Consider the following 25,177-nt stretch of genomic DNA (forward strand, 5'->3'; position numbering starts at 1 on the left):
CTGGCCTCAGGCATCGAAGCGCAGCACGTAGTGGCCGGCCACCAGGTGATGGCCCGGCGGGATCAGGTACGGCGCATCTTGCGTGGCCGCGTCGATCTGCGCCACCAGAGCCAGCTCAGCGTCGAGGTGGTACAGCGCCTGGCTTGGCGACAGGCGCACGACGCGCAGGCCATCGCTAGACGCTTCCCAGCTGAAGGCGCTGCGCGACAGGCCGAGCCGGTCGGCGCTGGCGGCGGCGCCGTCGGCCTGGCGTACGAACTGCGGCGCATCGAGCACGCGCAGCGCGGCCAGCGACGGCATGCCACGCCCGAATGTCAGGCGCGAGCCGGCGGCCGCCGGCTGCGACGGGCCTTGCGGCAGCACCAGCAGGGCGCTGTAGCGCTCGGTCATCGACTGCGGCGCGGCGAGCAGGCCGATGCTGGCCCCGTCCATCGGCGAGAACTGCGATGGCACGGCGATGCGCTGGCGACCGGCCGGGGTGATCGCGTGCAGTTCGTCGGCATCGTCGATGGCGAAACGGATCACGTTGTCCTTGCCGGGCGCCGCTGGCACCAGTTGTGCATCCAGGCCCACTTCGAGCGCCTGCGCACCCGTGTCGCGGTAGCGGCTCAGACGCGGCAAGGCCAGCGCGGCCAGCGTGATGCGATGACGTGCGACCGGCGCGTAGGTGGCGTCGGCTTCCGGCGTGGGTGCTGGTACGGGGGTGGCCACGGGCGCTGGCGCCGCCAGCGGCATTGCGGTCAGGTCGGCCGGCGGCGTGCTGCTGCGCGACTTCCAGACGGCCGGGCTGCGCTGCGGCGCGGTGGCTGGTGCGGCGGCTGCAGCAGGCGCAGCCATCGTTGGCCGCGCGGCGGCGCCCGCGCGGCTGATCCTGAGCAGCAGGCGCTGGGCGCTCGCACCCTTGCCGCGCAGGACGTAGTAGCCATTGGCAGCGTCGAAGACGCAGTCGAAACTGTCTTTCGGGCGCACCTGCAGTTCGAGGGGCGCTTCCGGTCCGTCGTTCACCAAAAGCAGGCCACCGTCCGGACCGAACGGCCAGCCCGGTACGGCGAACGTGGCGTTGGCGGGGTCCATGCCCACCAGGGTCAGGCGCTGATTCGGGTAGATCGCGCATACGGGCTGCCAGATCGCGCTGTCGCGCGAGGCGGTCACCGTATACTGCACCTGTTCGCCCGGCGCCGGCAGGTAGACGGCGTGGCCGAACTTGACCTGCACTTCGCCCGGCGCGATGCGCTCGTCGCCCGAAATGAAATAGCGCACCTCATCGCCGCCGAGCAGGTCGCCGAAATCCTTCTGGTGCAGCGCGGCCAGTGACTGCGCCAGGTCCCGCACGCGCGCGCCGCGGGTCAGGTGGCGGTCGTCGTCGACGTCGTCCTGCGGCAGCACCAGCGTCACGTGCGAGAAGCAGCGGGTCGCGGCGCGGCCGCGCAGTTCGCGCGGCGAACGTTCGAGCAGGTCGCGCAGTAGCGCGCGGCGCGAGAACAGCGACAGACCGGGCGCCTGCCACAGCGCATCGGCATTGAACACGTCTTCTACCTTGCCCAGGACTTCGTGTTGGACATAGACCGGCATGATTGAATCTCCTCGTTGAATGGGGTGCTTGCCATGCCAAACGCTAGCAGGGGGCAGATGAAAAACAGCAGGTGCGAGCCGCCGGCCGACAGAAAACTCATCGGCTGGCCCATGATCGGAAACATCGCCAGATTGGTACCCCACGACAGCAGCAGGTGGCCGGCGACGAACGCCGCGCCGCCGCACAGCGCAAAGCACTGGAAGCGGCCCAGCCAGGCGCGCCGGAAATCGTTGGCGGCCAGCGCGCGGCCCCAGGCGCCGGCGGCGACACGCACCAGCGCCACCAGAAACAGCGCCTGCAGCGTCCACAGCGCCAGGCCGGCGGCCAGGCCGTGGCGCTGCAGCAGGAAGGCCGGCGCGAAGTCGTCCTGAATCGCGGGGATCGCCAGTGCGTCGCCGGCCGCGCCGCCCAGCGCCGCGAGACCAAACGCGTGGTCGGCCCCCAGCCACCCGCCCTGGGCGATGGCGCGTGCGCCCAGCAGCATCTGCTGGCCTGTGTGCGGGTGGACGGTCGGCGCGCTCCAGACCTGGAACCGCTCGGGATAAAAGCCCAGCGCGCCGAGGAAGGCCCCACCGCTACGCAGCGCTGCGCCGCCTGCCACCAGCAGGCAGATGGTGCAGGCGGCCGTCATGAGGGCGGCGCGCCGGCCACGGCTTGCGCACCAGACCAGCGCCATCGCGCTGCTCCAGACCAGCAGCAGCACCAGTGGCGAATAATCGTCGACCCGCACCAGAGCGACCCCCAGCAGGAACACGAACAGCAGCACGGGCGCGGCCATGCGCAGCCAGAAGCGCCAGTTGCGCTGCTGGTGCGTCGCGCCACCGGCGACCAGTGCCAGGCAATGGGCGCTGAGCGCGGCCAGTGCAAACTTGGCGAACTCGAATGGCTGGACGTCGAACACGCCCGTCTCGCTGCCGAAGCAGACCTGCAGCAGCACGCCGATCAGCGCGATCCCGGCCAGGGTCAGGAGCACGCGCTCGGTGACGGGGCGCGACAGGTTGTTGCGGCCGACGGAGGACAACAGCAGCAGCGCGCCGGGCAAGCCCAGGCCCAGCAGGGCGGTGGAATTCTGGAAGTGGCGCAGCCAGGCGGTGTCGCTCGCACCCAGGCCCATCTCGAGCTGCACCAGCAGGCCGGTACCGAGCAGCAGCACAGCGGCGGCGGGCAGCAAACTGATGCGCGCCTGAAAACGCAGCGTCAGCCACAGCGTGGCCCAGGCCAGCAGCAGCGAGATGCCGACACCGGGCGCGCCACTGCTGCGCTGGGCGATCAGCAGCAGCGTTGCGGTGGCCGCGATCAGCGCCGCAATCAGCGGCAGGACGAGGCGTGCGCCGGCGACGCGCTGACGCAGCAGCGGCACGACGCTGAACGCACCCATCAGCAGCACGCCGAGCGCGGCGGCCCATGCCAGCGGCGTGGGGGCAGGCAGCGCAAACAGCGTACGTTCCTGCCACTGCCATTGCACGGCGTCCGGCAGCTGGACCTGCGGCGCGTTCGACAGCGCGACCTGGCCCGATGGCGTCAAGTGCAGCATGTCGCCATTCGGCGTCAGCGTGAAGACAGTGCGGCCGACAGCAAAGGCATCGGTGGCCGCCAGCGACTGGTCGCGCTGCGCGGCATCTTCCCAGCCGCTTGCGCTCGAGACGAGCACTGGCTGGTCACCCCGTGCCGACAGCGCGATACGGCCATCGGGAAGGCGTCCCAGCATTGCTGTGCCCGCCTCGAACGTGCTGCTGGCCAGCCGGTTGCCGCAATACAGCAAGCCGCCCAGACTGACGGGCCGCGCGAGACCCAGCGCTTGCGGCGTAACGCGGTTCCATAGCGCGAGGGCGCGACTGGCGAGGGGAGCATCCGGGCAGGCCGGCTGCAGTGCGCCGTCCTGCAGCAGCGTAGCGCCGTCGTAGCGCCAGGTGCGCCGGCCGTTCGAGAGCGTCACGCTGCCGGCATCCTGCGCGAGCACGGTGAAGCGGTCGGCGCCGGCCTGGATCTGCTGGCCGCGCGCCAGGGGCACGTCGCTGCTGCGCGCACGCGCGTCGCCGCGGCGCAGCACGATCGGCTGGACCGGCTCCAGATTGCGCAGCCACCAGGCACCGCCTGCATCGCGCCGTAGGGTCAGCTGGCGCGCGGCGGCGCGTGGCGCGCCCAGTTCCGCGCGGCCCAGCACGATCGATTCGCCCGGCTGCAGGCGCACCGCGATCTCGCGTGGCAGCCAGGCGGCAGGCGCGCGCAGGATGGCCAGCAGCTGCACGGCGCACAGCAGCGCGAGCAGGACCGAGGCCGTCGCGGCGCCGAAGGAGATGCGCTGGCGGCTGGGTGTCATGCTGCGCTCCTGGCTGGTGGGGCGCCAAGCAGGCTGGTCGCTTGCCCCAGCAGGCGGCTGATGTCCAGCGCATGCTGCGGCCGCTCGGCAGGGCTGTCGGCCAGCAGGCGGCGCAGCAGCGCCAGGCCCGGCACAGCGGCCTGGCCCAGGTGATTGGCAAACAGCGTCGCTTCATCGAGTTGCAGCACGGGCGGGCGCGCCTGGTGCGCGGCCAGCAAAGCGGCGGCGCCGTCGCGGCCATGCATTTGCCAGGCCTGGCCGCAGGTGCTGCTGTAACGCAGCAGTCGGCCGCAGACGAGGTAATAGAAGAGGGCGCCCAGGGCAAAATAATCGGTGCGCGCTTCGGTGGCGTAGCCGCTGGCGTCGATGTCGGGGAAGAACTGCTCGGGCGCCTGCCAGTTGGCGGTGCCGGCGTAGGTATGGGCGCGCAAGTCGTCCAGGCGCCGGTTGGTGCCGAAGTCGGCAAGCTTGAGCGTGTCCGTGGCGCGGTCGAGCAGCAGGTTGCCTGGTTTCAGGTCGAGGTAGCGCCAGCCGCTGGCGTGCACCTTGGCCAGCGCCTGGTTGACCTGGCCGATCCAGGCGAGGGCGCGGGCCGGGGCGATCGTGCGACCGGCAGCGGTTTCTTCTGCCAGGTAAGCGGCCAGGTCGCCGTCGAGCAGTTCCAGGGCCAGCGCCGGCAGACCAAGATGCTCGCCGCTGTCGAGCAGACGCACGATGTGGCGGCCATCCCATGGCGCCAGGCTCCGCAGAAACGCAATCTCGGTCGTGGCGCTGTCCAGCCAGCGGGTGCGCAGTGCGGCCGGTGCGCGCGCCATCTGGTCGAGATTGACGAGCTTGAGGGCAACCGCGCCCGTGGCATGCAGGCTGTCGGCGCGCCAGACAACGCCATAAGCGGCGCCAGCCAACGGTTCGCACAGGCGGTATTGGCCGCCGGTGAGCGAAATGACGGTGCCTGCGTCGTACATGGTATCCCCCGAGCATGGCGCAAGGCGCCGATGGGGAAGCAAAGCGGAGGGAAAGAGAAAGGGTTTAAAAAAGCGAGGGTCAGGTCTGACATTCGGACACGAACCCGACAGTCGAGCAGCCGGGCCTGGCTAGCGAAGGGCCGCGCTACTGCTGGGAAGGACACCGTTGGCAGTGGCTAAGGCTGAGGCCGTGTCCGAATGTCAGACCTGACCCCAGCTGTGCCAGCTGTGTGACTCCAGCTGTTACCCCGGCTGTGGCGCCTGTCGGCAAAAAAAAAGCCGCGCAGTGCGCGGCTTTCGGGGTTAGCGGCCGTAGCCGCGACGGTCATCGCGGTCCCAGCGGTCATGGCGGTCATAACGATCGCGGCGGTCATGACGGTCCCAGCCGCGGCCACCATCACGGTATTCGACGTAGACGGGACGCGGTTGCACATATACCGGACGCGATTCCACATACACCGGGCGTGGCTGGACATACACAGGGCGCTGCTGCACATATACCGGACGCTGCTGAACATATGCCGGTTGCGACTGGTAGTACCCGCCGCGATTGTCGTAATAGTTACCGCGATCGCCGTAGTGGCGACGGTCATCGCGCGAGTGGACCGAGTTGCCCACCGCTGCGCCGATCACACCGCCCGCCACCGCGCCGCCGGTGCCGCCGACCGTGTGGCCGACAACTGCACCGAGCACGGCGCCGATGGCCGTATTCGTACCACGATCGCCGGCCATTGCCGCCGGCGATACGGCGACGGCGGCCAGCAGCACAGCACCAAAGGTCTTCGATTTCAACATGGCTTTTCCTTTTTACCCCAGCGGAGATCGGAATGATGTTCTCGCTCACCGGGTAAGAATCACTATATTCTTGCTTCTTGATAGTGCCATCTGCTAATACAGATTTTTACAAGTCATGCCCGGTCTGTAACATCCTTGCTTGCATCTCGGCCCATGTGCCCCATGTAGCTCATATTGCTTTTCATCTATTCCCATCATGCGCCCAAGCCGAAGCTTTCTCGTTGTTCTGTTCCTGATGGTCATGCTGCTGGTGTATATCGGCATGCGCCTGCTGCCTGACCTGGCTCTGGGCATGGTCGGCAACCTGATCGCTGGATTACTGCTGTGCCTGCTGGGCATCCTGGTGCCGGTCGGGCTGATGTCGGCCTCGATGCGCCGGCGCCGCTGGTCCGATGCCGTGGCCTGGGTCGGCTTGCTGTCGATGGGCCTGTTCTCGTCGTTGCTGGTTGCCACGGTGCTGCGCGACCTGGTGCTGCTGGTCATGATGATGGTTGGCGCGGTGAGCGTGCCGCTGCTCTACATCAGCGCGCTGGCCGTGCCGCTGGTGGCGCTGACGGTGACGCTGATCGGTTACGCCAACGCACGCCGGGTAGCGCGCATCGTCAAGGTGGATGTGCCGATCCGCGATTTGCCGGAGGCACTGCACGGCTACACGATCGCGCAGATTTCGGACGTGCACGTGGGCCCGACCATCAAGCGTGCCTATCTGAATGCGATCGTCGACAGGGTCAATGCGCTGGAAGCGGACGCGATTGCCGTCACAGGCGACCTGGTCGACGGCAGCGTACAGCGCCTGGCGCCGCACACGGAACCGCTGGGCCGCCTGCGCGCGGGCGACGGCGTGTACTTCGTGACCGGTAACCACGAGTACTACTCGGGCGCGCTCGAGTGGATTGCCGAAGTGCGGCGCCTGGGCCTGAACGTCCTGATGAACCAGCACGTGATCGTGCACAAGGGCGACGCGCGCCTGATGATCGCGGGCGTTGCCGATTATCACGCCCACCATTTTCATCCCGAGCACAAGAGCGATCCGCAACGTGCAGCGGCCGGCGCGCCGGCCGGCATCGGTGCACGCGTGCTGCTCGCGCACCAGCCACGCAGCGCGACGGCGGCAGCGGCAGCAGGGTTCGATCTGCAACTGTCCGGCCATACGCACGGCGGCCAGTTCTTTCCGTGGAATTTGTTCGTGCCACTGCAGCAGCCCTTCGTGGCAGGCCTGAACCGGGTGCGCGAGATGTGGGTGTACACGAGCCGTGGCACCGGCTACTGGGGACCACCGAAGCGCTTCGGGGCGCCGTCGGAAATCACGCTGGTGCGTCTGGTCGCGGCCTGAGGGCAGGGCCTGGGCCTGGCCTCTCCATCAGGAAAGTAGGGACGAAACCTTGTCGAGTGCGCTATTGTTTGAATCCTTTCAATACCGCAAGGATTCCCGCATGAACTTCCCTGTTCGCCATCTTCGCCGTCTTCCCATTTTGGGCGCCATCGCCGGCGCGCTGATCGTCACTCCGGCCCTGGCCGCCAGTCCGGGCAACGATCCTGCTGCGCTGATCAAGATCCGTGACGCGGCGATGACGAGCGATTACGCCTGGCAACGCACGGAAGACATGACCGATCTGATCGGCCCCCGTCTGTCGGGTTCGCCCGGCGCGGCGGCGGCGGTGACCCAGGTTGCCGAAGCCATGCGCAAGCTGGGCGCAAAGGTGACGCTGCAGCCGGTGAAGGTGCCGCACTGGGTGCGCGGGATCGAGACGGGCGAACTGGTCGACTATACGGGCAGGCCATCGGGCATCACGCAGCGCATCGTACTGACCGCGCTGGGCGGCTCGGGCGCAACGCCGGTTGACGGCCTCGTCGCGCCCGTGCTCGTGCTCAATAGTTTCGAGGAACTCAAGGCGCGGTCAGCTGAAGTGAAGGGCAAGATCGTGCTGTTCGACGTTGCCTTCGACCAGCACATGGCCGACCGCGGCCTGGCCGGTCCGGCCTACGGCGCGGGCTCGAACTACCGTCGCAACGGCCCGCGCCTGGCGGCCGAGCTGGGCGCTGTCGGCGCATTGGTGCGCTCGGTCGGTGGTGCCGCCTACCGTTTGCCACACACGGGCTCGTCCGGCCTGTCGGACGACGCACGCATCCCGTCGGCAGCCGTGACGGCCGAGGACGCCATGCTGATGGCGCGCCTTGCCAAGCGCGGCCCGGTCAAGCTCAAACTCGTGCTGACCCCGAAAAACCTGCCCGACGCCGACAGTTTCAATGTGATCGCCGATTTGCCGGGCACGGAAAAGCCGGAAGAAATCGTCATCGTCTCGGGCCACCTCGATTCGTGGGACCTGTCGCCCGGCGCGCACGATGACGCCGCCGCTGTGGCCAGCGCGATGGCGGTGTTCGACGTGCTGAAAAAACTCGATTACCGGCCACGCCGCACCATCCGCTTCATTGCCTGGATGAACGAAGAAAACGGCATGCGCGGCGCGAGCACCTATCTTGCCGCCGAACAGGGCAATACCGCCAAGCACTTCGGCGCGATCGAGAGCGATAATGGCGTCGGTCGCCCGTTCGGCCTGCGTGCCAGCGTGACGCCACAGTCGGTCAAGCTATTCGCACCCTTGCAAGCGGCCCTGCAGCCGATCGGCGCCGGCGTGTTCCAGCGCCAGGATGTGCTGGCGACGGGCGACCTGGCCGGCCTGGAACGCGCAGGTGTGCCAAGCTTCGCGCCGATTGTCGACACGGCGAACTATTTCGACATCCACCACACGCCGGCCGATACGCTGGACAAGGTCGATCCGGACAGCTTGCGCCGCAACGTCGCGCTGATGGCGGCGACGGCCTGGTATCTGGCCAATATGGAGCAGCCGATCGGCCGCTCCAGCGTGCCGGCACCGTGACACGGGTAAGGTTGTGGGTCAGGCGGCCGTACTGATCCGCCGTACCGCGCGCGCATGCCCGCGGTACGGCCGGCCGTAGATGGTCTGGATGCCGCTGGCGAAATTCTGGCCCCAGACCAGCTGGGCGCGCGTGGCATGCGGCTCGCTGGACCAGTACCAGTCGCGCTGGAACGATTCGCGCAGGTTGGCGAACAGCAGGGCCAGTTCGCGCCGCGTGGGCAGGGCGCCACCCTGGCTGGCGGCCCAGTCGGCAGCGGTCGGCCAGCTGACGTCTGCACTGTCGCCTGGCAGCAAGATCAGGTGGTAGTCGGGATCGTCTTTGCCCAGGATGAGACCAGCGTATTCTTCACCCTCTTGCAGCAGGCCCCGGATTTGCATGTATTCGCCCATGGATTCACCTCACGTGTGGTAGCAATCCGTTAAGACTGCCGGCCCCTGCGTTTGGTTGCATTCCCGGTTCGATCCAGATCAACCAAGTGCCGGGTTCCACGACATCGATGCCGCCCGGCGCTGCGGGCGACCGGCTCAGGCGTCGCTGTCGATGGGCTGCGCGAGCTCGGCACCGCCGGCGCCGGCGCGATTGACCTGGGTGCTGACTTCGTGCCAGGCGAACGCGTCCGGGGGCAGGGCGGCCGAGCGCGCCAGCGCCAGCGCCTCTTCGCTCGACAGCGCCGGATCGAGCCAGCGCTCGGCGTCCTGCGCATCCAGCACGACCGGGCGCCGGTCATGAATATCGAGCATGCCGCCCGAGGCATCGTCGGTCACGATGACAAAGCCCGCCTCGGCGCGGTTTTCAGTGAAACTGCCGAAGTTGGCCAGCGCCAGCATGAACAGCGGTGCGCCGTCCTTGCGGTGAATATGCCACGGTTGCTTGCTGCCTTTTTCGCCCGTCCACTCGTACCACCCCGAGGCAGGCACCAGCGCACGGCCCGACTTGAGCAGGCCGCGCCAGTAGCGATTGTCCAGCTTGTCCAGGCGCGCGTTGATCGTCACCGGCACCTTGCCCTTGGCCCAGCGCGCCTGATAACTCCAGTACACGTCGTCCACACGCCGTTCACCGTCCTGCAAATGCAGCACAGGGCGATAGGTGCCGGGCGGCACGTTAAAGGCCGGTTCGGATTCGCTGTCATACACGGCGTCCAGCCAGCCAATGACGCTGGCGTAGTAACGGGCCGTTTGGCTTTGGTCAAGTCGTCCACACATGCGGGTCATGGTAGCGCAAGGCGGCCGGATGCGTCGCACCGTGTTCTGGCGGCGCGCGACGCGTGTGGCATTTGGCCGCAGCACGCCGCAATGGTATGCTCAGGAATACAACGATTGATGAGGAGCAGGTATGGCAGCAGGTTGGTGGACAGTATTGAGAACCGTTCCCTGGAGCGATGTGATCAGCGCAGCGCCGCAGGTGGCAAATGGCGCGCGACGCCTGTGGGACACGGTCAACCGCAACCGGCAGGGCATGCCCGATGAGCCGATGGGCATGGCGCCCGAGATGGCGGGGCAAGAAGAAGACGTGTTCGACATCCTGATCCGCAGCGTCGAGCGCAATGATGCCGAAATCACCGACCTGCGCAACCAGATGCGCTCGGCGTCCGAGATCATCGCCAACCTGGCCGACCAGAATGCGCAATTGATTGCCAAGATGGATGCCCAGCGTCAGAAGATGACGTGGATGGGCGTGACTGCAGCGCTGTCCGGCCTGCTGTCGGTCGTGGCGCTCGTGCTCGTGGCAGTGCGCACCTAGTTAACCAGAGGCCGTCATGAAAGTCGTCCTGATTTGCGCGACGTTGTTCATCTTCTTTTCGATGCTGATGAACAGCGCGCGCAAGCGCGGCAAGCTCGGTGATAACGCCAACCGCGCCGTCACCGGGCTGGCCACGTCGATGCGTATTTTCGTCTATGGCCTGCTGTGCTGCGTCGTGATCCTCTGCTGCGCCATGGCCTGGCACATGCTCGGCCAGCAAGCTTGACGCGGTGATGACGCCAACGCCCGGTCTGGCGCCCGGATTCGTATCCCGTGCGCTCGATCTGCTCGACTGCGGCGTGATCGTGCTCGATGCGCAAGCCTACATCGTCCACTGGAACGCCTGGCTGGTGCCACGCTGCGGGCGCGGCGCGGCGCGCGTGATTGGTCATCCGTTGATCGAGGTCTTTCCCGGCCTGCGCGGCTCGCGCGTCGAAGCCGCGGTGCAGGTGGCACTGAGCGATGGAACAGCGACGTCTCATGTGCCAGACGCCAGCACCCGCAACCCTTTCCCGCTACGCCCCGCCGGCACTTTCGACGGCGACCTGATCGACCAGGCGGTGGCTGTCACGCCGTTTGACGATGGCGGTCAGCGCGTCTGCCTGATTGAAATCCGCGATATCAGCGACACGTCAGAGCGCGAACGGCGCCTGCTGGAACATGCCGAAGCAATGCGTGCGCGCTCGTTCATCGACGGCCTGACCGGCATTGCCAACCGCCGCCAGTTCGACGTCACGCTGACGCGTGAACTGCGCCGCGCCCAGCGGGCCGATGCGCCGCTGGCGCTGCTGATGTTTGATATCGACACATTCAAGGCCTATAACGATCACTTCGGCCACCAGGAAGGCGACGCTTGCCTGATCCGCGTGGCGCAGGAGATCGCAGGCATCCTGAAGCGCCCCGCCGACCTGGCCGCGCGCTACGGCGGCGAAGAATTCGCGGCGATCCTGCCCGACACCACGCTTGAGCAGGCGCGCGCAATGGCCGAGCGCATTCGCGCTCATATCGTCGCATTGCACCTGCCGCAGGCCCCGGGTGCACACGAGCGCCACGTGACGCTCAGCGTGGGTGTGGCCGCGTTTGACCGCGCGCGCCGGAACGACGAGGCGGCGCTGATCGCGGCCGCCGACGGCGCGTTGTACGCCGCTAAAGATAGCGGGCGCAACTGCGTCGTCGTCGACGGCGACTAGACCGGCAGCGGCATCTTCTCCAGCAGCTTGTCGAGCGTGACCGGATACTCGCGCACCCGCACGCCAGTGGCGTTGTAGACCGCATTGGCAATGGCGGCCGCCACGCCGCACAGCCCCAGTTCACCGACACCCTTGGCCTTCATCGGCGACGAATACTCGTCTTCTTCATCGAGGAAGATCACGTCCTGGTGGGGAATGTCGGCATGCACCGGCACTTCGTAGGTCGCCATATCGTGGTTGGCAAAGAAGCCCAGGCGCTGGTCGACCACCAGGTGTTCCATCAGTGCGCCACCCACACCCATTGTCATCGAGCCGATCACCTGGCTGCGCGCCGACTTGGGGTTCAGGATGCGGCCCGCCGCGCAGACGGCCAGCATGCGCCGCACGCGCGTCTCGCCCGTGCTTGAGTCGACCGCGACTTCGACGAAATGCGCGCCGAAGGTCGAGAGCTGGTTCTTTTTTGCCAGCTCGCCGAATTCGATGACGTCCTCGGCCACCAGTTCACCACCCTCGGCTGCCTTGGCCAGCGGCTGGCTGGCGCCGCCAGCCCGCACGACGCCATCGGCGAAGACCGGGTCCGTCATGTTCAACTTGGCCGCGATCTGCTCGCGCAGCTTGACGCAGGCGGCGTACACGCCGGCCGTCGCGCTGTTGGCGCCGAACTGGCCGCCCGAGCCGGCCGACACGGGAAAGTCCGAGTCGCCCAGCTTCACCTTCACGCGCTCGAGCGGCAAACCCAGCATCTCGGCGGCGGTCTGCGCAATGATCGTGTAGCTGCCGGTGCCGATGTCGGTCATGTCCGTTTCCACGGTCAGGACGCCATCCGTATCCAAGCGCACGCGGGCGGCCGACTTGACCACGGGGCTGTTGCGAAAGGCCGCCGCGACGCCGTGGCCGATCAGCCACTGGCCTTCACGGACCTGGGCCGGCTTGGCGTTGCGCGCCTTCCAGCCGAAGCGTTCGGCTCCGGTGCGCAGGCATTCGACCAGGCGCCGCTCGGAAAACGGGCGGTTCGGCTTTTCCGGGTCGACCTTGGTGTCGTTCAGGATGCGCAGCTGTACCGGGTCCATCCCGAGCTTCTCGGCCAGTTCATCCATCGCGATTTCCAGCGCCATCATGCCCGGCGCCTCGCCTGGTGCGCGCATTGAATTGCCCTCTGGCAGATCGAGCACGGCCACGCGTGTTGCCGTCATCCGGTGCGCGCCGGCGTACAGCAGGCGCGTTTGCTGGGTGGCGACCTCGGGCCGGCCGCCCGGCAGGTTGCCGTTCCATGTTTCATGGCCGATGGCCTGGATGCGGCCATCGCGGCCCACGCCGATGCGCAGGCGCTGGATGGTTTTCGGCCGGTGCGTTGTGTTGTTGAAGATCTGGTGGCGCTGCAGTGCCACCTTGACGGGGCGGCCGGCGGCGCGGGCGCCCAGCGCGGCCAGAACGGCGTCGGTGCGCAGGAACAGCTTGCCGCCGAAGCCGCCGCCGATGTAGGGCGCGACGACACGCACCTTGTCCTTACCGATATTCAGCGTCTTGGCCAGATCGGTGCGGCACCAGTCGACCATCTGGGTCGAGGTCCAGACCGTGAGCTTGTCGCCGTCCCAGCGCGCCGTGGTCGCATGCGGCTCCATCATCGCGTGCGCCTGGTCGGGTGTCGTGTAGGTGGCGTCGAGCTTGACCGGGGCGCTGTCGAAGGTGCGCTCGAAGTCGCCGACGCGGGTGTCGGGCGGCGAGTTGCGTTCGCCCCTGGGTGGGGTAGCGCTGTCCTTGACGCTGGCCAGATCGAAGCTGCCCTTGGCCTCGCGGTAGCTGACCTTGACCAGATGGGCGGCGGCGCGCGCCTGCTCGAACGTCTCGGCCACCACGAGGGCAACGGCCTGGTGGTAGTGCATGACCTCGGGTCCGGCCAGGAGCCGGGCCGTATTCTTCTGGCCCTTGCCCAGTGCGCCGGCGTTGGCGGCAGTGACAACGGCCAGCACACCGGGCGCGCGGCGGGCTGCTCCGTCGTCAATGGCGAGAATCGTGCCCTTGGCGATCGTGGCGCCGACCATCACGCCGTGGGCGGCGTCCGGTACGGCCGCGTGGTGTTCATAGGCATACGGTGCCTGGCCGGTGCACTTGAGCGGGCCATCGACGCGGTCGTACGGCTTGCCAACGTGGCGCAGCGTGTCGATGGGATTGGTGGTAGCGGGGGTATTGAATTTCATGGGCTCGGCCTTTGTTCGCCTCCGCATGGCGCGGGGGAGGGGTTCGGTGCACCGGAAAAAGAGGGGAGCGCCTCATGGCCGCCAGGGACGGGGCCACGAGGGCAAGGTGGCGAACGGCATCATGTCGCCGCCACTGGAACGTCAAACGACCATCAAACCGACAGCGGCATCTTTTCGATCAGCTTGTCGAGCGTGATCGGATACTCGCGCACACGCACGCCGGTCGCGTTGTAGATTGCGTTGGCAACTGCCGCCGCAACACCGCACAGACCCAGCTCGCCGATGCCCTTGGCCTTCATGGGCGACGAGATTTCGTCTTCTTCCTTGAGGAAGATGACTTCCTGGTGCGGCACGTCGGCGTGTACTGGCACCTCGTAGGTTGCCATGTCGTGATTGGCGAAGAAGCCCAGGCGCTTGTCGACCACCAGGTGCTCCATCAGCGCGCCGCCGATACCCATCGTCATGCCGCCGATGACCTGGCTGCGTGCCTGCATCGGGTTCAGGATACGGCCTGCTGCGCACACGGCCAGCATGCGGCGCACGCGCGTTTCGCCTGTGACCGAATCGACCGCGACTTCGACGAAGTGCGCACCGAACGTCGACAGCTGGTTTTTCTTGTCCAGACCGCCGGTAAATTCGATCGTGTCTTCGCCAACCAGCTCACCCCCTGCCGCCGCCTTGGCTAGCGGTTGGCTGTTGCTGCCTACGCGCACGGTGCCGTCGACGAATTCGGCGTCGGCTTCGTTCACGCCCAGCTTGGCCGCAACCTGCTCGCGCAGCTTGACGCAGGCCGCGTACACGCCCGATGTCGAACTGTTCGCGCCCCACTGGCCACCCGAACCGGCCGATGCCGGGAAGTCCGAGTCGCCCAGGCGCACATCGATACGGTCGAGCGGCACGCCCAGCATTTCAGCCGTGGTCTGCGCGATGATCGTGTAGCTGCCGGTACCGATATCGGTCATGTCGGTTTCCACCGTCACGCGGCCATCCGTGCCCAGCTTGACGCGGGCGCCCGATTTCATCACCGGGCTGTTACGGAAGGCAGATGCCACGCCGTGGCCGATCAGCCAGCGGCCTTCACGGACCTGGCCCGGCTTCGCATTGCGCTTGGCCCAGCCGAACTTGTCGGCGCCCATGCGCATGCACTCGATGTAGCGGCGCTCCGAGAACTTGCGGATCGGTTTTTCGGGATCGACCTTGGTGTCGTTCAGGATGCGGAACTGGACCGGGTCCATGTTCAGCTTTTCGGCCATCTCGTCCATCGCCACTTCGAGCGCCATCATGCCCGGTGCTTCGCCCGGTGCGCGCATTGCGTTGCCCTCCGGCAGATCGAGCTCGGCCACGCGGGTGGCGGTCATGCGATCGGCGCCGGCGTACAGCAGGCGCGTTTGCGCGGTTGCCACTTCGGCGCTGCCTTTTGGCAGGTTGCCGTTCCAGGTTTCGTGGCCGATGGCCATGATGCGGCCGTCACGGCCGGCGCCAATGCGGATGCGCTGGATCGTGGCCGGACGGTGCGTCGTGTTGTTGAAGATCAGGTGGCGGTGCAGCGAGACCTTGACCGGCCGCTTGGCCGCGCGTGCACCCAGGGCTGCCAGCAGCGCATCGGCGCGCAGGAACAGCTTCGAGCCGAAGCCGCCACCGACGTACGGCGAGATCACGCGCACTTTTTCTTTCGGGATGGCCAGCGTTTTGGCCAGGTCGCCGCGGCACCACGCGACCATCTGGTTCGACGTGTAGACCGTGACCTTGTCGCCTTCCCAGAAGGCGGTCGAGGCATGCGGCTCCATCATCGCGTGCGACTGGTCGGGCGTGTGGTAGGTGGCGTCGAGCTTGACGGGCGAAGTCTCGAAACCGCGCGCGAAGTTGCCCGTCTTGGTATCCGGCGGATCCGATTCGCCCTCGGGTTTCACGGCATTGCCTTTTTCGGCATCCAGGTCGAAGCGGCCCTTCTGGACCGTGTACTTGACCTTGACCAGGTGCGCAGCAGCGCGCGCCTGCTCGAACGTCTCTGCCACCACCAGCGCGACGGCCTGGTGGTAGTGCTGGATGTTCGGACCGGCCAGCAGGTGGGCGGTGTTCATGTCGCCCTTGCCCAGCTTGCCTGCGTTCTCGGCCGTGACGACGGCCAGCACGCCCGGTGCGCGGCGCGCCGCTTCGATGTCGATCGATGCGATGCGGCCCTTGGCGATGCCCGAGCCGACGACGAAGCCCTGCGCGGCGTTCGGTACGTCCTTGTGATGCTCGTACGCGTACGGCGCCGTGCCGGTGGTCTTGAGTTTGCCGTCGATGCGGTTGGTCGGCTGACCGACATAGCGCATGCGGTCAATCGGATTGGTTGTTGCTGGAGTGAGAAATTTCATGGCTTAGGCTTTCTTTGCGTCTTGCATTGCTGCGGCCAAAATACGGTGTACCAAAGGCACTTTGAAGGCATTTTCTTCGGTGGTCTTCGCGCCGGCCATCAGGCGATCGGCCACGGCCTTGGCTCCGGCGCCCATCTGCTGCTCGGCGGCCTCGACGCGCCATGGCTTGTGGGCCACGCCGCCGACGGCCACGCGGCCGCTGCCGTCCGGCAGGATCACGGTGGCAACCGACACCAGCGCGAACGCATACGATGCGCGGTCACGTACTTTCTTGTACGCGTGCACGCCGCCCAGCGGTTTTGGCAGGGTCACGTAGGTGATCAGTTCACCCGGCTCGAGCACCGTTTCAATGTGCGGGGTGTTGCCCGGCAGGCGATGGAAATCGGCGATCGGGATCGTGCGCTTGCTGCCATCGGCGCGCACGGTCTCGACTTCGGCGTCCAGCAGGCGCATGGCCACGGCCATGTCGCTCGGGTGCGTGGCGATGCAGGCGTCGCTGGTGCCGACCACGGCCAGGTTGCGCGTGAAGCCGCCGATGGCGGCGCAACCGCTGCCCGGCTCGCGCTTGTTGCACTTTTGCGCGGTGTCGTAGAAGTACGAGCAGCGGGTGCGCTGCAGCAGATTGCCCGACGTCGTTGCCTTGTTGCGCAACTGGGTCGAGGCGCCTGACAGCAGCGCGCGCGACAGCACGGCGTAATCCTTGCGCACGCGCGGGTCGGATGCCAGATCGGTGTTGCGCACGAAGGCGCCGATGCGCAGGCCGCCGTTGGCGGTGGGCTCGATCTTGTCGAAGCCCAGTTTATTGACGTCAACCAGGGTGCCCGGGGTTTCGATCTCGAGCTTCATCAGGTCAAGCAGGTTGGTGCCGCCGGCAATGAAGCGCGCGCCTTGCGTGCGGGCGACGGTCTGCGCTGCCTGTGCAGGCGTGGTGGCGCGTTGGTAAGTAAAGACCTTCATGCTTTGACCCCTCCCACTTCCTTGATGGCATCGATGATGTTGGAGTAAGCGCCACATCGGCAGATGTTGCCGCTCATGCGCTCACGGATTTCTTCGACGGTCATCTGTGGCTTGGCATTCAGGTCGGCCGTAACGTGGCTCGGCATGCCGGCGCGAATTTCTTCGATCACCGACACGCTGGCACAGATCTGGCCCGGGGTACAGTACCCGCACTGGTAGCCGTCGTGCTTGACGAAGGCAGCCTGCATCGGGTGAAGTTTGTCCGGCGTGCCGAGGCCCTCGATCGTCGTGATCTTGGCGCCGTCGTGCATGATGGCCAGCGACAGGCACGAATTGATGCGGCGGCCATCCATGATGATGGTGCAGGCGCCGCACTGGCCCTGGTCGCAGCCTTTTTTCGTGCCAGTCAGGTGCAGGTGCTCACGCAGCGCGTCGAGCAGCGTGGTGCGCGTGTCGAGCTCGAGCTTGACATCCTTGCCGTTGACATTGAACGATACGCCGACCTTGACCGGCTCCGGGTTGGCGGCCGGGGCGTTGGCGGCCGTCTGCGCATTTGCGCCCGGCATTGCCACGGCCGAAGCCGATACCGCGCCGGCGATCAATACATCGCGCCGGGACAGCTTGATTTCCCTGAATTGTTCCATGTTTGGAAGTTCCTTCTATACAGTACGTTGTTCGCCGTGATGTTGGCGTCGATACGATGGCGCCGCCCAGGCGAAAAGAAATGACAAGATAATGAATTGATTTTATGTCAGCTCGCGTTAAGGCCGCGCTCCCTTGAAACCTGAAGCACTTTGGTGTAATAGCCATGTTGAGAGTGCGTGTTTATATCCGGCAGCGCAGCTCAGCCACTAACACCCGGGTTGCTCCACGTAGTACAATCCGGGCGGCGCGGGCATGGCGAAATTGGTAGACGCATCAGACTTAAAATCTGCCGCCGTGAGGCGTGCCGGTTCGATTCCGGCTGCCCGCACCACGAATTATCCTGGCGCTCCACGCCAGTCATGGCGCGACAGCGCCGATGCACTCACTCCGATGTGCGACTGTCCATACGTCCGTTATGGCAAGCGCAGCTCAGCGGCCTGGTCCGGATGGTGTAGCATGCCATGCGGCACCTCGATGCGGCCGCCGCACCACGACACCCCCCCAGCACGACATGCAAGGACCCGAATTGAATATCACGATCAACGACGAATTGCGCTCTTTCGTCGATCCACTCAGCCCGATCGAACAAGCCGCGCTCGAGCGCAGCCTGCTCGCCGAAGGTTGCCGCGATGCCTTGGTACTCTGGCGCGATACGCTGATCGACGGCCACAATCGCTATGAACTGTGCCAAAAGCACGGCATTCCGTTCCGCACCGTCCACAACAACACCTTCGAATCGATCGAGGACGTCATGCTGTGGATGATCGATAACCACCTGGCACGCCGCAGCGTCTCGGACTTCCAGCGCGGCGTGCTGGCGCTGAAGAAGAAAGAGATCGTCTCGGCCCGCGTGGCCGAGCGTCCCGCCGATGAGGCAGGCGATGCCGGCGCGGCGCTGGACCCCGCCTCGCCGCCATGGAACACGCGCGAAGATGTCGCGCGTGCAGCGCGCGTGTCGAGTAATACGATCAGCCAGATCGAACGGATCCAGAAAGCCGCCACGCCCGAGCTGCGCGAAGCCGTGCGCGCCGGCACCATCTCGATCAATGCCGCCGCCAACGTGGCGCAGTTGCCCGAGTCGGCGCAGCTCGCTGCGGTCGCGGGCGGGCGCAAGGAATTGCAGCAGGCCGCGCGCCAGGTGCGCGAACAGAAAAGCGCAGCCCGCCCGCGCAAAGAGAAGGAAGTGGTCGATCCGGCCGACGAGCTGGCCACGCTGCGCAGCGAGCGCGCAGCGCTCAAAGACCGCCTGGCCACGCTGCTGACCGAAAACGAACGCCTCAAACAACGCCTCGTCAACGCCGGTCTCGGCGCAGACTAATCCCGCCACGCCCTGAAGGAGCCAGCCCAGATGCCCACGTCACGTTCGTTCACGCCGGCATTGCTCGGCTTGCTCCTGATCGGCGCCACCGCGCCGTCATTGGCCGTCGCGCCGAAGAAGACGCCGATCACGGCGACCAGTGTCCAGGCCGCGCCGAGCGCCGACACGGTCGCGCGCTGGAAGGCGACGGCCGAGCGCGTGACGATCCTGCGCGACAAATGGGGCATTCCGCACGTGTTCGGGCGCACCGATGCCGACACTGTATTCGGCACGCTGTACGCGCAGGCCGAGGACGACTTCAACCGCATCGAGCTCAATTACATCAATGCGATGGGACGCCTGGCCGAAGTCGAGGGCGAGGCCGAGATCTGGCGCGACCTGCGCATGAAGCTGTACGTCCAGCCAGCCGCCATGCAGGCACGCTATGCCGCCAGTCCCGCCTGGCTGCAGAACCTGATGAAGGGGTTTGCCGATGGCCTGAACTATTACCTGTACACGCATCCGGAGGTCAAGCCCAAGCTCCTGACCCACTTCGAGCCGTGGATGGCGCTGGCTTTCAGCGAGGGCAGCATCGGCGGCGACATCGAGTCGATCGAGCTGGACGATCTGGCCGCGTTCTATGGCAAGCGCCCGGCAGTGGCGCAATCGAATGCACAACTGAGCGCACAATTGCGTGCACAACGCGATGACCCGCGCGGCTTCGCCCCCGAACCGCGTGGCTCGAACGGCTTTGCCATCGCCCCCAAACTGAGTGCCAATGGCCACGCGCTATTGATGATCAATCCGCACACGTCGTTCTACTTCCGCCCCGAAGTGCACATGGTCAGCGAAGAGGGCCTGAACGCCTATGGCGCCGTGACCTGGGGCCAGTTCTTCATCTACCAGGGTTTCAACGACAAGCTGGGCTGGATGCACACGTCCGGTGGCGGTGACGTGATCGACGAGTATCTGGAAACGATCGTCGACCGCAATGGCGAATTCTTCTACAAATACGGCAAGCACGAGGCGCCGATGCGCAAGGTCGCGATCGCGCTGCCGTACAAGACGCCCGATGGCACCATGGCCAGCCGCAGCGTCACCGCGTACTTCACGCACCACGGCCCGGTCGTGCGCGCCGAGGGCGGCAAGTGGGTGTCGGTCAAGCTGATGGACGACCCCGTCAATGCGCTGACCCAGTCGTACACCCGCACCAAGGCGCGCGACTACAACGCGTTCTACAAGGCGATGGAGCTGCGCACCAATGCGTCCAACAACACGGTGTATGCCGATGCGAAGGGCAATATCGCTTATTTCCACGGCAACTTCATCCCGAAACGCGACCCGCGCGTGGACTGGACCCGCCCGGTGGATGGCAGCAATCCCGCCAACGAATGGCAGCGCCTGCACGAGATCGACGAGACGATCACGCTGTTCAACCCGGCCAGCGGTTACATCTTCAATACCAACAACTGGCCCTGCACTGCGGCCGGCGTGAGCAGCCCCAAGTGCGCGAACTACCCGTCATATATGTGGTCGCTGCCCGAGAATGCGCGCGGCCGCAATGCGGCGCGCGTGTTCAAGGATGCCAAAGGACTCGACATCGACAGCCTGATCGCGGCCTCGTACGACACGCGCCTGCAGGCGTTCGAGCCGCTGGTGCCGGCCGTGATTGCCGATTACGACGCCTTGCCGCCGGAAGATCCGCGCAAGGCGGCGCTGGCGGAACAGATCGATGCGCTGCGCAGCTGGAACATGCGCTACGCCATCGATTCCGTGCCAACGTCGCTGGCGGTCTACTGGGGCCAGGACCTGGTGGCGCAGCATGGCGCGCGCGCAAAAAGTGAGGCGGTCCCGCCGGTCGATTACATCGCCCAGCGCTTGACCCCGGCGGAACGGCTCGACGGCCTGCTGCGCGCGTCGGACAAACTGACCGCCGACTTTGGCGACTGGCGCACGCCGTGGGGCGAGATCAACCGCTTCCAGCGCCTCTCCAGCGCCGTCGACCAGCAATACGATGACAGCAAGCCGAGCATTCCTGTGGCGTTCCCGTCGGCCAACTGGGGTTCGCTGGCGTCGTTCGGCATGACGGCCAAGCAAACCACGAAGCGCATCTATGGCGACCGCGGTAACAGCTTCGTTGCCGCCGTCGAGTTCGGTCCGAAGGTGCGTGCCAAGAGCATCCTGGCCGGCGGCCAGAGCAGCGATCCCCGCTCGCCGCACTTCAATGATCAGGCTGCCATGTATGCGCGCGGCGAGTTCAAGGACGTGCTGTTCTACAAGGAAGATATCGAGCGCAATCTCGAGCGGAAATACCATCCGGGCAAGTGACAATTGGACTGTGATAAGGCGGCGATGGGCTGGCGATGCAGGTTGCCGGCACGCTATAATCGCAGCCTTCGTGGCATCGGATAGACAGGCAGGACAGGGCAGTGGCCAAACTTTATTTCAGGTATTCGGCGATGAACGCCGGCAAATCGACGGCCCTGTTGCAGGTCGCGCACAACTATGAAGAGCAGGGCCAGCAGGTCAGGCTGTACACCGCGGCGATCGACAACCGCTACGGCGTCGGCGTGATCACGTCGCGCCTGGGTGCGCAGCGGTCGGCCGAGGTCTTTCATGCGGACACGAACTTCCTCGACCAGGTCGGGAACGTGGCCTGCCTGCTGGTGGACGAGTCGCAGTTTCTGACGGCGGCCCAGGTCAGCCAGCTGCACCAGCTGGCCCAGCTGCGCGGCGTTCCCGTGATCTGCTACGGCCTGCGCAGTGACTTTCGCGGCGAGCCGTTCCCCGGCTCGGCCTATCTGCTGGCGCTGGCCGACGATATCGAGGAAATCAAGAACATCTGCACCTGCGGCAAGAAGGCGACGATGAATATCCGCGTCGACGAGCAGGGGCGCCGTATCCGCGAAGGCGAGCAGGTCAGTATCGGCGGCAACGAAAGCTACCGCCAGGCGTGCGGGCGCTGCTTCTACGCACGCTGACACGATGCTCGCCGGCTGCAGCGCCTGGCTCCCCGCCGCCGCCTGCGCCATGGCAGCAGCGTCGCTCGACATCCTGATCTACCTGATCCCATCGGCCGCGCTGGCGTTCTTGCTGTGGATGGCATCGGCCGCGCACCCGGTCTTTTTCGTGTTCACCGCCGCCGGCACGCTGTGCCACGAGCTGGCACACTTCTCGGTGGGCCTGTTGACCAACGCCGAACCGGTCGGGATGAGCGTGCTGCCGCGCCGCATCAAGCGGGCCAAGGGCAGCAAGGCGGGCGCGCACAACTGGGAACTGGGCTCGGTCACGTTTGCCAACCTGCGCTGGTACAACGCAGCGCCGGCCGCGCTGGCGCCGCTGCTGGTGCTGTTCGTGCCGCTGGGTGTCGCGTGGTGGCGCACAAGGCACGGGCTGGCATTCGAACCGGTCGACCTGGCGTTGATGGTGTTTTTGGCGCCACAATTCCTGTCGTTCTGGCCATCGCCCGTCGACTGGAAGCTCGCCGCCCGCTCGTGGCCGTGGGCGCCGCTGCTGGTCGTGCTGGCGCTGCTCTGGTACTACGGCAGCGCACTGACGGCGCTTGTCAAAGGGTAAAGACCGGGGCCGAAGCAGGCTTACGGCAACCTTAATTGACTGCATTTGCGGTAGCGCAAGCGGGTCAGGCTGCCTCTGGCGCGCCGTTCTACCTGTAGAATGGATCGAAAAGCGCGGTATGGCAGGTTTGCCTTGCGCCATGCCGCAACCGCAACAGGAATCCCGTTCGGAGAATCGCAGAATGAAGAAGCACGTGCTCCTCGCCGCCATGGCGTTTGCCATGTCCGCCCATGTGGTGACCGCGCAGCCCGAGAAATCCGCTGCCGTCGCAACGCCACCGGCTCCGGCCAAGCCCGCCGATTCGGCGAAATCTGCAGCCAAGCCTGTCGGCAAAGCCGCCACCCCGGCCATTCCCGCCGACATGAAGCCGATCGCCGCCCAGACCCAGGCCGCCCTGTGGGCCTCGCGCGTGCTGGGCCGCTATCACTACAGCCCGGTGCCGCTCGACGACGCCATGTCGGCCAAGATTTTCGATAAATACTTCGAAGGCCTCGACAGCGAAAAGCTGTATTTCGTCCAGGCTGACCTCGACAGCTTCGGCGCCCTGCGCACGAAGATGGACGATGCCATCAACAACGAAGACCTGAACGCGCCGTTCTCGATCTACAACATGTACCAGAAGCGCTTCGGCGAACGCATGGCGTACGCGCGTAGTCTGCTCAAAGGCAACTTCGACTTCGCGAGTGACGAAACGATGCAGCTGGACCGCGAAAAAGCAGCGTGGGCCAAGAGCGAGGACGAAATCCACGATCTGTGGCGCAAGCGCGTCAAGAATGACTGGCTGCGCCTGAAGCTGGCCGGCAAGGACGATAAATCGATCCGCGAAACGCTCGACAAGCGCTACGAGAACTACGTCAACCGCATCGGCAAGCTGAACAATGAAGACGTGTTCCAGATGTTCATGAACGCGTATGCCACCGCCATCGAGCCGCACACCAACTATCTTGGCCCACGCTCGGCCGACAACTTCGATATCGCGATGCGCCTGTCGCTTGAGGGCATCGGCTGCGTGCTGCAGTCGCGCGACGACTACACGATCATCCGCGAAGTCGTGCCTGGCAGCCCGGCTGAAAAGTCCGGCAAGCTCAAGGTAGGCGATCGCATCGTCGGCGTCGCACAGGGCAATGCACCGTTCACGGACGTGCTCGGCTGGCGCCTGGACGACGTCGTCGCGCTGGTGCGTGGCGAAAAGGGCACGACGGTGCGCCTCGACGTGATTCCGGGCGACGGCGGCGTCGACGCCAAGCACGTGAGCGTGGCGATGGTCCGCAACAAGATCAGCATGGAAGAGCAGGCTGCCAAGAAGTCGATCATCAAGGTCAAGGAAAACGGCGTCGAGCGCCGCATCGGTGTAATCGCGCTGCCGACCTTCTATCAAGACTTCGAAGGCCGCCGCAAGGGTGAAAAAGACTTCCGCAGCGCCACCCGCGACGTCGAGCGCATCCTGGTCGAGCTCAAGAAAGACAAGGTCGACAATGTCCTGATTGACTTGCGTAACAACGGCGGCGGCTCGCTGACCGAGGCTGTCGAACTGACCGGCCTGTTCATCGACAAGGGCCCGGTCGTCATGCAGCGCACGGCCGAAGGGCGCGTCGAAGTCGAAAGCGACGTCAAGGCCGGCCTGGCGTGGGATGGCCCGATGGGCGTGCTGATCAACCGCGGTTCGGCCTCGGCGTCCGAGATTTTCGCGGCGGCGATCCAGGATTACGGTCGCGGCCTCGTGATTGGCGAGCCAAGCTTCGGCAAGGGCACGGTCCAGACGCTGATCGACCTCGACCGCTTCGCACCGGGTGAAAAAGCCCGCTACGGCGAGCTGAAGATGACGATCGCCCAGTTCTTCCGCATCAATGGTGGCACCACGCAGCTGCGCGGCGTGACGCCGGACATCAAGCTGCCGGTCATGACCGACCTCGACAGCTTTGGCGAATCGTCGTACGACAATGCGTTGCCATGGGTGGCGATCAAGCCGGCCACCTACATGCCGGCGGGCGATCTGAAAGAACTGGTGGCACCGCTGCAGCAACGGCATGAAGCGCGTATCGCCAAGGACAAGGATTTCCAGTTCCTGCAAGAAGATATCGCCGAGGTACTCAAGCTGCGCAAGGAAAACGTGATCTCGCTGAACGAAGCCGTGCGCCGCAAGGAACGCGACACGCAGGATGCCCGTTCGAAGCTGCGTGAAGCCCGCCTGGGCGGCACGTCGGTGACGCCGGACGAACCTGCCAGCGGTCCGGGCAGCAAGGAAAAGCGCGCCGAAACGCCGGATCCGACCAAGGCCAAGAAATCGGTCGTCGCCATGCGCGGCGCAGCGCGCCAGGATGACGGTCTGCAGGCAGACGAGCGTAATCTGCAATCCGAACTGGCGGCCGAGAAAGCTGCCAAGGATGCCAAGGACGTCATGCTGCAAGAAACGGCCAACATCCTGGCAGACGAGGTCGGGATGCTCAAGACGGATGTTCGGATGGCGTCGCGCGTGATGCCGTATATGGTGGTCGTTCCAACAGCTGGGGCAACTGCCAGCGCCACCGCCACCGCCAAGTAAATTTCTCACATCAGGGAGGCGGTTTGCGCCGTTGCTGATCGAGGCCGCATCTTTCGGGATGCGGCCTTTTTCGTTGGCGCAGTCAGCGTTATCTGTTGATGACCCTGGTTGCAATGCAAAGCAGGTGCTCTGGTCATCG

20 protein-coding genes and 1 tRNA gene are annotated in these 25,177 nt (G+C 65.8%); 11 read left to right on the forward strand and 10 right to left on the reverse strand.

What is annotated here, in order from left to right:
- Positions 1-6: 6 nt before the first annotated feature.
- The 4 genes from AC56LY_RS06790 to AC56LY_RS06805 all read right to left on the reverse strand — a co-directional run bounded on the left by AC56LY_RS06790 (position 7) and on the right by AC56LY_RS06805 (position 5,653).
- Positions 7-1,572: an RAD23 family protein gene (locus AC56LY_RS06790; protein WP_499577718.1), complete on the reverse strand. Its 1,566-nt coding sequence runs from the start codon at positions 1,570-1,572 to the stop codon at positions 7-9.
- Complete coding sequence (locus AC56LY_RS06795; protein WP_499577721.1) at positions 1,533-3,893, reverse strand: FtsW/RodA/SpoVE family cell cycle protein; 2,361 nt, start codon at positions 3,891-3,893, stop codon at positions 1,533-1,535. Before AC56LY_RS06795 ends, AC56LY_RS06790 begins: the two co-directional genes overlap by 40 nt.
- Positions 3,890-4,858, reverse strand: a complete 969-nt coding sequence (locus AC56LY_RS06800) for a protein kinase domain-containing protein (RefSeq protein ID WP_499577724.1) — start codon at positions 4,856-4,858, stop codon at positions 3,890-3,892. Before AC56LY_RS06800 ends, AC56LY_RS06795 begins: the two co-directional genes overlap by 4 nt.
- A 303-nt stretch (positions 4,859-5,161) precedes the next feature.
- Positions 5,162-5,653 carry a glycine zipper 2TM domain-containing protein gene (locus tag AC56LY_RS06805; protein WP_183551681.1) on the reverse strand — a complete coding sequence of 164 codons (492 nt, stop codon included), beginning with the start codon at positions 5,651-5,653 and terminating at the stop codon, positions 5,162-5,164.
- A 196-nt stretch (positions 5,654-5,849) separates the two neighbouring features.
- Here AC56LY_RS06805 and AC56LY_RS06810 point away from each other — a divergent pair, with 196 nt between their 5' ends.
- Positions 5,850-6,986: a metallophosphoesterase gene (locus tag AC56LY_RS06810; RefSeq protein ID WP_499577726.1), complete on the forward strand. Its 1,137-nt coding sequence runs from the start codon at positions 5,850-5,852 to the stop codon at positions 6,984-6,986.
- 100 nt (positions 6,987-7,086) lie between these two features.
- Positions 7,087-8,532 (forward strand): M20/M25/M40 family metallo-hydrolase, encoded by a 1,446-nt coding sequence (locus tag AC56LY_RS06815; RefSeq protein WP_499577728.1) that lies wholly within the window; start codon positions 7,087-7,089, stop codon positions 8,530-8,532.
- Between the two features lie 18 nt (positions 8,533-8,550).
- On the opposite strand, the gene AC56LY_RS06820 is transcribed toward AC56LY_RS06815, so the two are convergent.
- Positions 8,551-8,922: an Lcl C-terminal domain-containing protein gene (locus AC56LY_RS06820; protein ID WP_499577730.1), complete on the reverse strand. Its 372-nt coding sequence runs from the start codon at positions 8,920-8,922 to the stop codon at positions 8,551-8,553.
- 135 nt (positions 8,923-9,057) lie between these two features.
- Positions 9,058-9,735: an SOS response-associated peptidase gene (locus AC56LY_RS06825; protein WP_499577732.1), complete on the reverse strand. Its 678-nt coding sequence runs from the start codon at positions 9,733-9,735 to the stop codon at positions 9,058-9,060.
- 154 nt (positions 9,736-9,889) lie between these two features.
- Here AC56LY_RS06825 and AC56LY_RS06830 point away from each other — a divergent pair, with 154 nt between their 5' ends.
- Genes AC56LY_RS06830 through AC56LY_RS06840 form a run of 3 tightly spaced genes read left to right on the forward strand, consistent with a single transcriptional unit; the run spans position 9,890 to position 11,463 of the window.
- Positions 9,890-10,273 (forward strand): hypothetical protein, encoded by a 384-nt coding sequence (locus tag AC56LY_RS06830; protein WP_499577733.1) that lies wholly within the window; start codon positions 9,890-9,892, stop codon positions 10,271-10,273.
- A 16-nt stretch (positions 10,274-10,289) separates the two neighbouring features.
- Complete coding sequence (locus AC56LY_RS06835; RefSeq protein ID WP_258837803.1) at positions 10,290-10,499, forward strand: hypothetical protein; 210 nt, start codon at positions 10,290-10,292, stop codon at positions 10,497-10,499.
- Positions 10,500-10,506: 7 nt separating this feature from the next.
- Positions 10,507-11,463 (forward strand): diguanylate cyclase, encoded by a 957-nt coding sequence (locus AC56LY_RS06840; protein ID WP_499577735.1) that lies wholly within the window; start codon positions 10,507-10,509, stop codon positions 11,461-11,463.
- Here the strand turns inward: AC56LY_RS06840 and paoC (AC56LY_RS06845) are convergent.
- The 4 genes from paoC (AC56LY_RS06845) to paoA form a co-directional block, all read right to left on the reverse strand.
- Positions 11,460-13,661 (reverse strand): aldehyde oxidoreductase molybdenum-binding subunit PaoC, encoded by a 2,202-nt coding sequence (gene paoC, locus AC56LY_RS06845; RefSeq protein ID WP_499577737.1) that lies wholly within the window; start codon positions 13,659-13,661, stop codon positions 11,460-11,462. The two genes, AC56LY_RS06840 and paoC (AC56LY_RS06845), sit on opposite strands and share 4 nt — an antisense overlap.
- A gap of 152 nt (positions 13,662-13,813) precedes the next feature.
- Positions 13,814-16,021, reverse strand: coding sequence for an aldehyde oxidoreductase molybdenum-binding subunit PaoC (gene paoC / locus AC56LY_RS06850; RefSeq protein WP_499577738.1), 2,208 nt, complete (start codon positions 16,019-16,021; stop codon positions 13,814-13,816).
- A 3-nt stretch (positions 16,022-16,024) separates the two neighbouring features.
- Positions 16,025-16,978 (reverse strand): FAD binding domain-containing protein, encoded by a 954-nt coding sequence (locus tag AC56LY_RS06855; protein ID WP_499577739.1) that lies wholly within the window; start codon positions 16,976-16,978, stop codon positions 16,025-16,027.
- Positions 16,975-17,622 carry an aldehyde dehydrogenase iron-sulfur subunit PaoA gene (gene paoA, locus AC56LY_RS06860; protein WP_499577740.1) on the reverse strand — a complete coding sequence of 216 codons (648 nt, stop codon included), beginning with the start codon at positions 17,620-17,622 and terminating at the stop codon, positions 16,975-16,977. The genes AC56LY_RS06855 and paoA overlap by 4 nt, the downstream gene beginning before the upstream one ends.
- A gap of 247 nt (positions 17,623-17,869) precedes the next feature.
- On the opposite strand from paoA, the gene AC56LY_RS06865 reads away from it, so the two are divergent.
- From AC56LY_RS06865 to AC56LY_RS06890, 6 genes are all read left to right on the forward strand, one after another.
- Positions 17,870-17,954: transfer RNA gene (locus tag AC56LY_RS06865), tRNA-Leu, on the forward strand.
- A 195-nt stretch (positions 17,955-18,149) separates the two neighbouring features.
- Positions 18,150-18,941 (forward strand): ParB N-terminal domain-containing protein, encoded by a 792-nt coding sequence (locus AC56LY_RS06870; RefSeq protein WP_499577741.1) that lies wholly within the window; start codon positions 18,150-18,152, stop codon positions 18,939-18,941.
- Between the two features lie 30 nt (positions 18,942-18,971).
- Complete coding sequence (locus tag AC56LY_RS06875; RefSeq protein ID WP_499577743.1) at positions 18,972-21,248, forward strand: penicillin acylase family protein; 2,277 nt, start codon at positions 18,972-18,974, stop codon at positions 21,246-21,248.
- 101 nt (positions 21,249-21,349) lie between these two features.
- Complete coding sequence (locus AC56LY_RS06880; protein WP_499577745.1) at positions 21,350-21,901, forward strand: thymidine kinase; 552 nt, start codon at positions 21,350-21,352, stop codon at positions 21,899-21,901.
- Between the two features lie 4 nt (positions 21,902-21,905).
- Positions 21,906-22,496, forward strand: coding sequence for a hypothetical protein (locus AC56LY_RS06885; protein WP_499577746.1), 591 nt, complete (start codon positions 21,906-21,908; stop codon positions 22,494-22,496).
- A 181-nt stretch (positions 22,497-22,677) separates the two neighbouring features.
- Positions 22,678-25,038, forward strand: a complete 2,361-nt coding sequence (locus tag AC56LY_RS06890; RefSeq protein WP_499577748.1) for a carboxy terminal-processing peptidase — start codon at positions 22,678-22,680, stop codon at positions 25,036-25,038.
- Positions 25,039-25,177: the final 139 nt, after the last annotated feature.

This window comes from Telluria sp. ZT3P25 (assembly GCF_059685895.1).

Excerpts from the sequence above, each read along its gene's own strand:
- AC56LY_RS06825 (WP_499577732.1), bottom strand. The coding sequence starts at position 9,735 with ATGTGTGGACGACTTGACCAAAGCCAAACGGCCCGTTACTACGCCAGC.
- paoA (WP_499577740.1), bottom strand. The coding sequence starts at position 17,622 with ATGGAACAATTCAGGGAAATCAAGCTGTCCCGGCGCGATGTATTGATC.
- AC56LY_RS06855 (WP_499577739.1), bottom strand. The coding sequence starts at position 16,978 with ATGAAGGTCTTTACTTACCAACGCGCCACCACGCCTGCACAGGCAGCG.
- AC56LY_RS06840 (WP_499577735.1), top strand. The coding sequence starts at position 10,507 with ATGACGCCAACGCCCGGTCTGGCGCCCGGATTCGTATCCCGTGCGCTC.
- AC56LY_RS06800 (WP_499577724.1), bottom strand. The coding sequence starts at position 4,858 with ATGTACGACGCAGGCACCGTCATTTCGCTCACCGGCGGCCAATACCGC.
- AC56LY_RS06820 (WP_499577730.1), bottom strand. The coding sequence starts at position 8,922 with ATGGGCGAATACATGCAAATCCGGGGCCTGCTGCAAGAGGGTGAAGAA.
- AC56LY_RS06790 (WP_499577718.1), bottom strand. The coding sequence starts at position 1,572 with ATGCCGGTCTATGTCCAACACGAAGTCCTGGGCAAGGTAGAAGACGTG.
- AC56LY_RS06795 (WP_499577721.1), bottom strand. The coding sequence starts at position 3,893 with ATGACACCCAGCCGCCAGCGCATCTCCTTCGGCGCCGCGACGGCCTCG.
- AC56LY_RS06885 (WP_499577746.1), top strand. The coding sequence starts at position 21,906 with ATGCTCGCCGGCTGCAGCGCCTGGCTCCCCGCCGCCGCCTGCGCCATG.
- paoC (WP_499577738.1), bottom strand. The coding sequence starts at position 16,021 with ATGAAATTTCTCACTCCAGCAACAACCAATCCGATTGACCGCATGCGC.
- AC56LY_RS06835 (WP_258837803.1), top strand. The coding sequence starts at position 10,290 with ATGAAAGTCGTCCTGATTTGCGCGACGTTGTTCATCTTCTTTTCGATG.
- AC56LY_RS06815 (WP_499577728.1), top strand. The coding sequence starts at position 7,087 with ATGAACTTCCCTGTTCGCCATCTTCGCCGTCTTCCCATTTTGGGCGCC.
- AC56LY_RS06875 (WP_499577743.1), top strand. The coding sequence starts at position 18,972 with ATGCCCACGTCACGTTCGTTCACGCCGGCATTGCTCGGCTTGCTCCTG.
- AC56LY_RS06805 (WP_183551681.1), bottom strand. The coding sequence starts at position 5,653 with ATGTTGAAATCGAAGACCTTTGGTGCTGTGCTGCTGGCCGCCGTCGCC.
- AC56LY_RS06890 (WP_499577748.1), top strand. The coding sequence starts at position 22,678 with ATGAAGAAGCACGTGCTCCTCGCCGCCATGGCGTTTGCCATGTCCGCC.
- AC56LY_RS06810 (WP_499577726.1), top strand. The coding sequence starts at position 5,850 with ATGCGCCCAAGCCGAAGCTTTCTCGTTGTTCTGTTCCTGATGGTCATG.
- paoC (WP_499577737.1), bottom strand. The coding sequence starts at position 13,661 with ATGAAATTCAATACCCCCGCTACCACCAATCCCATCGACACGCTGCGC.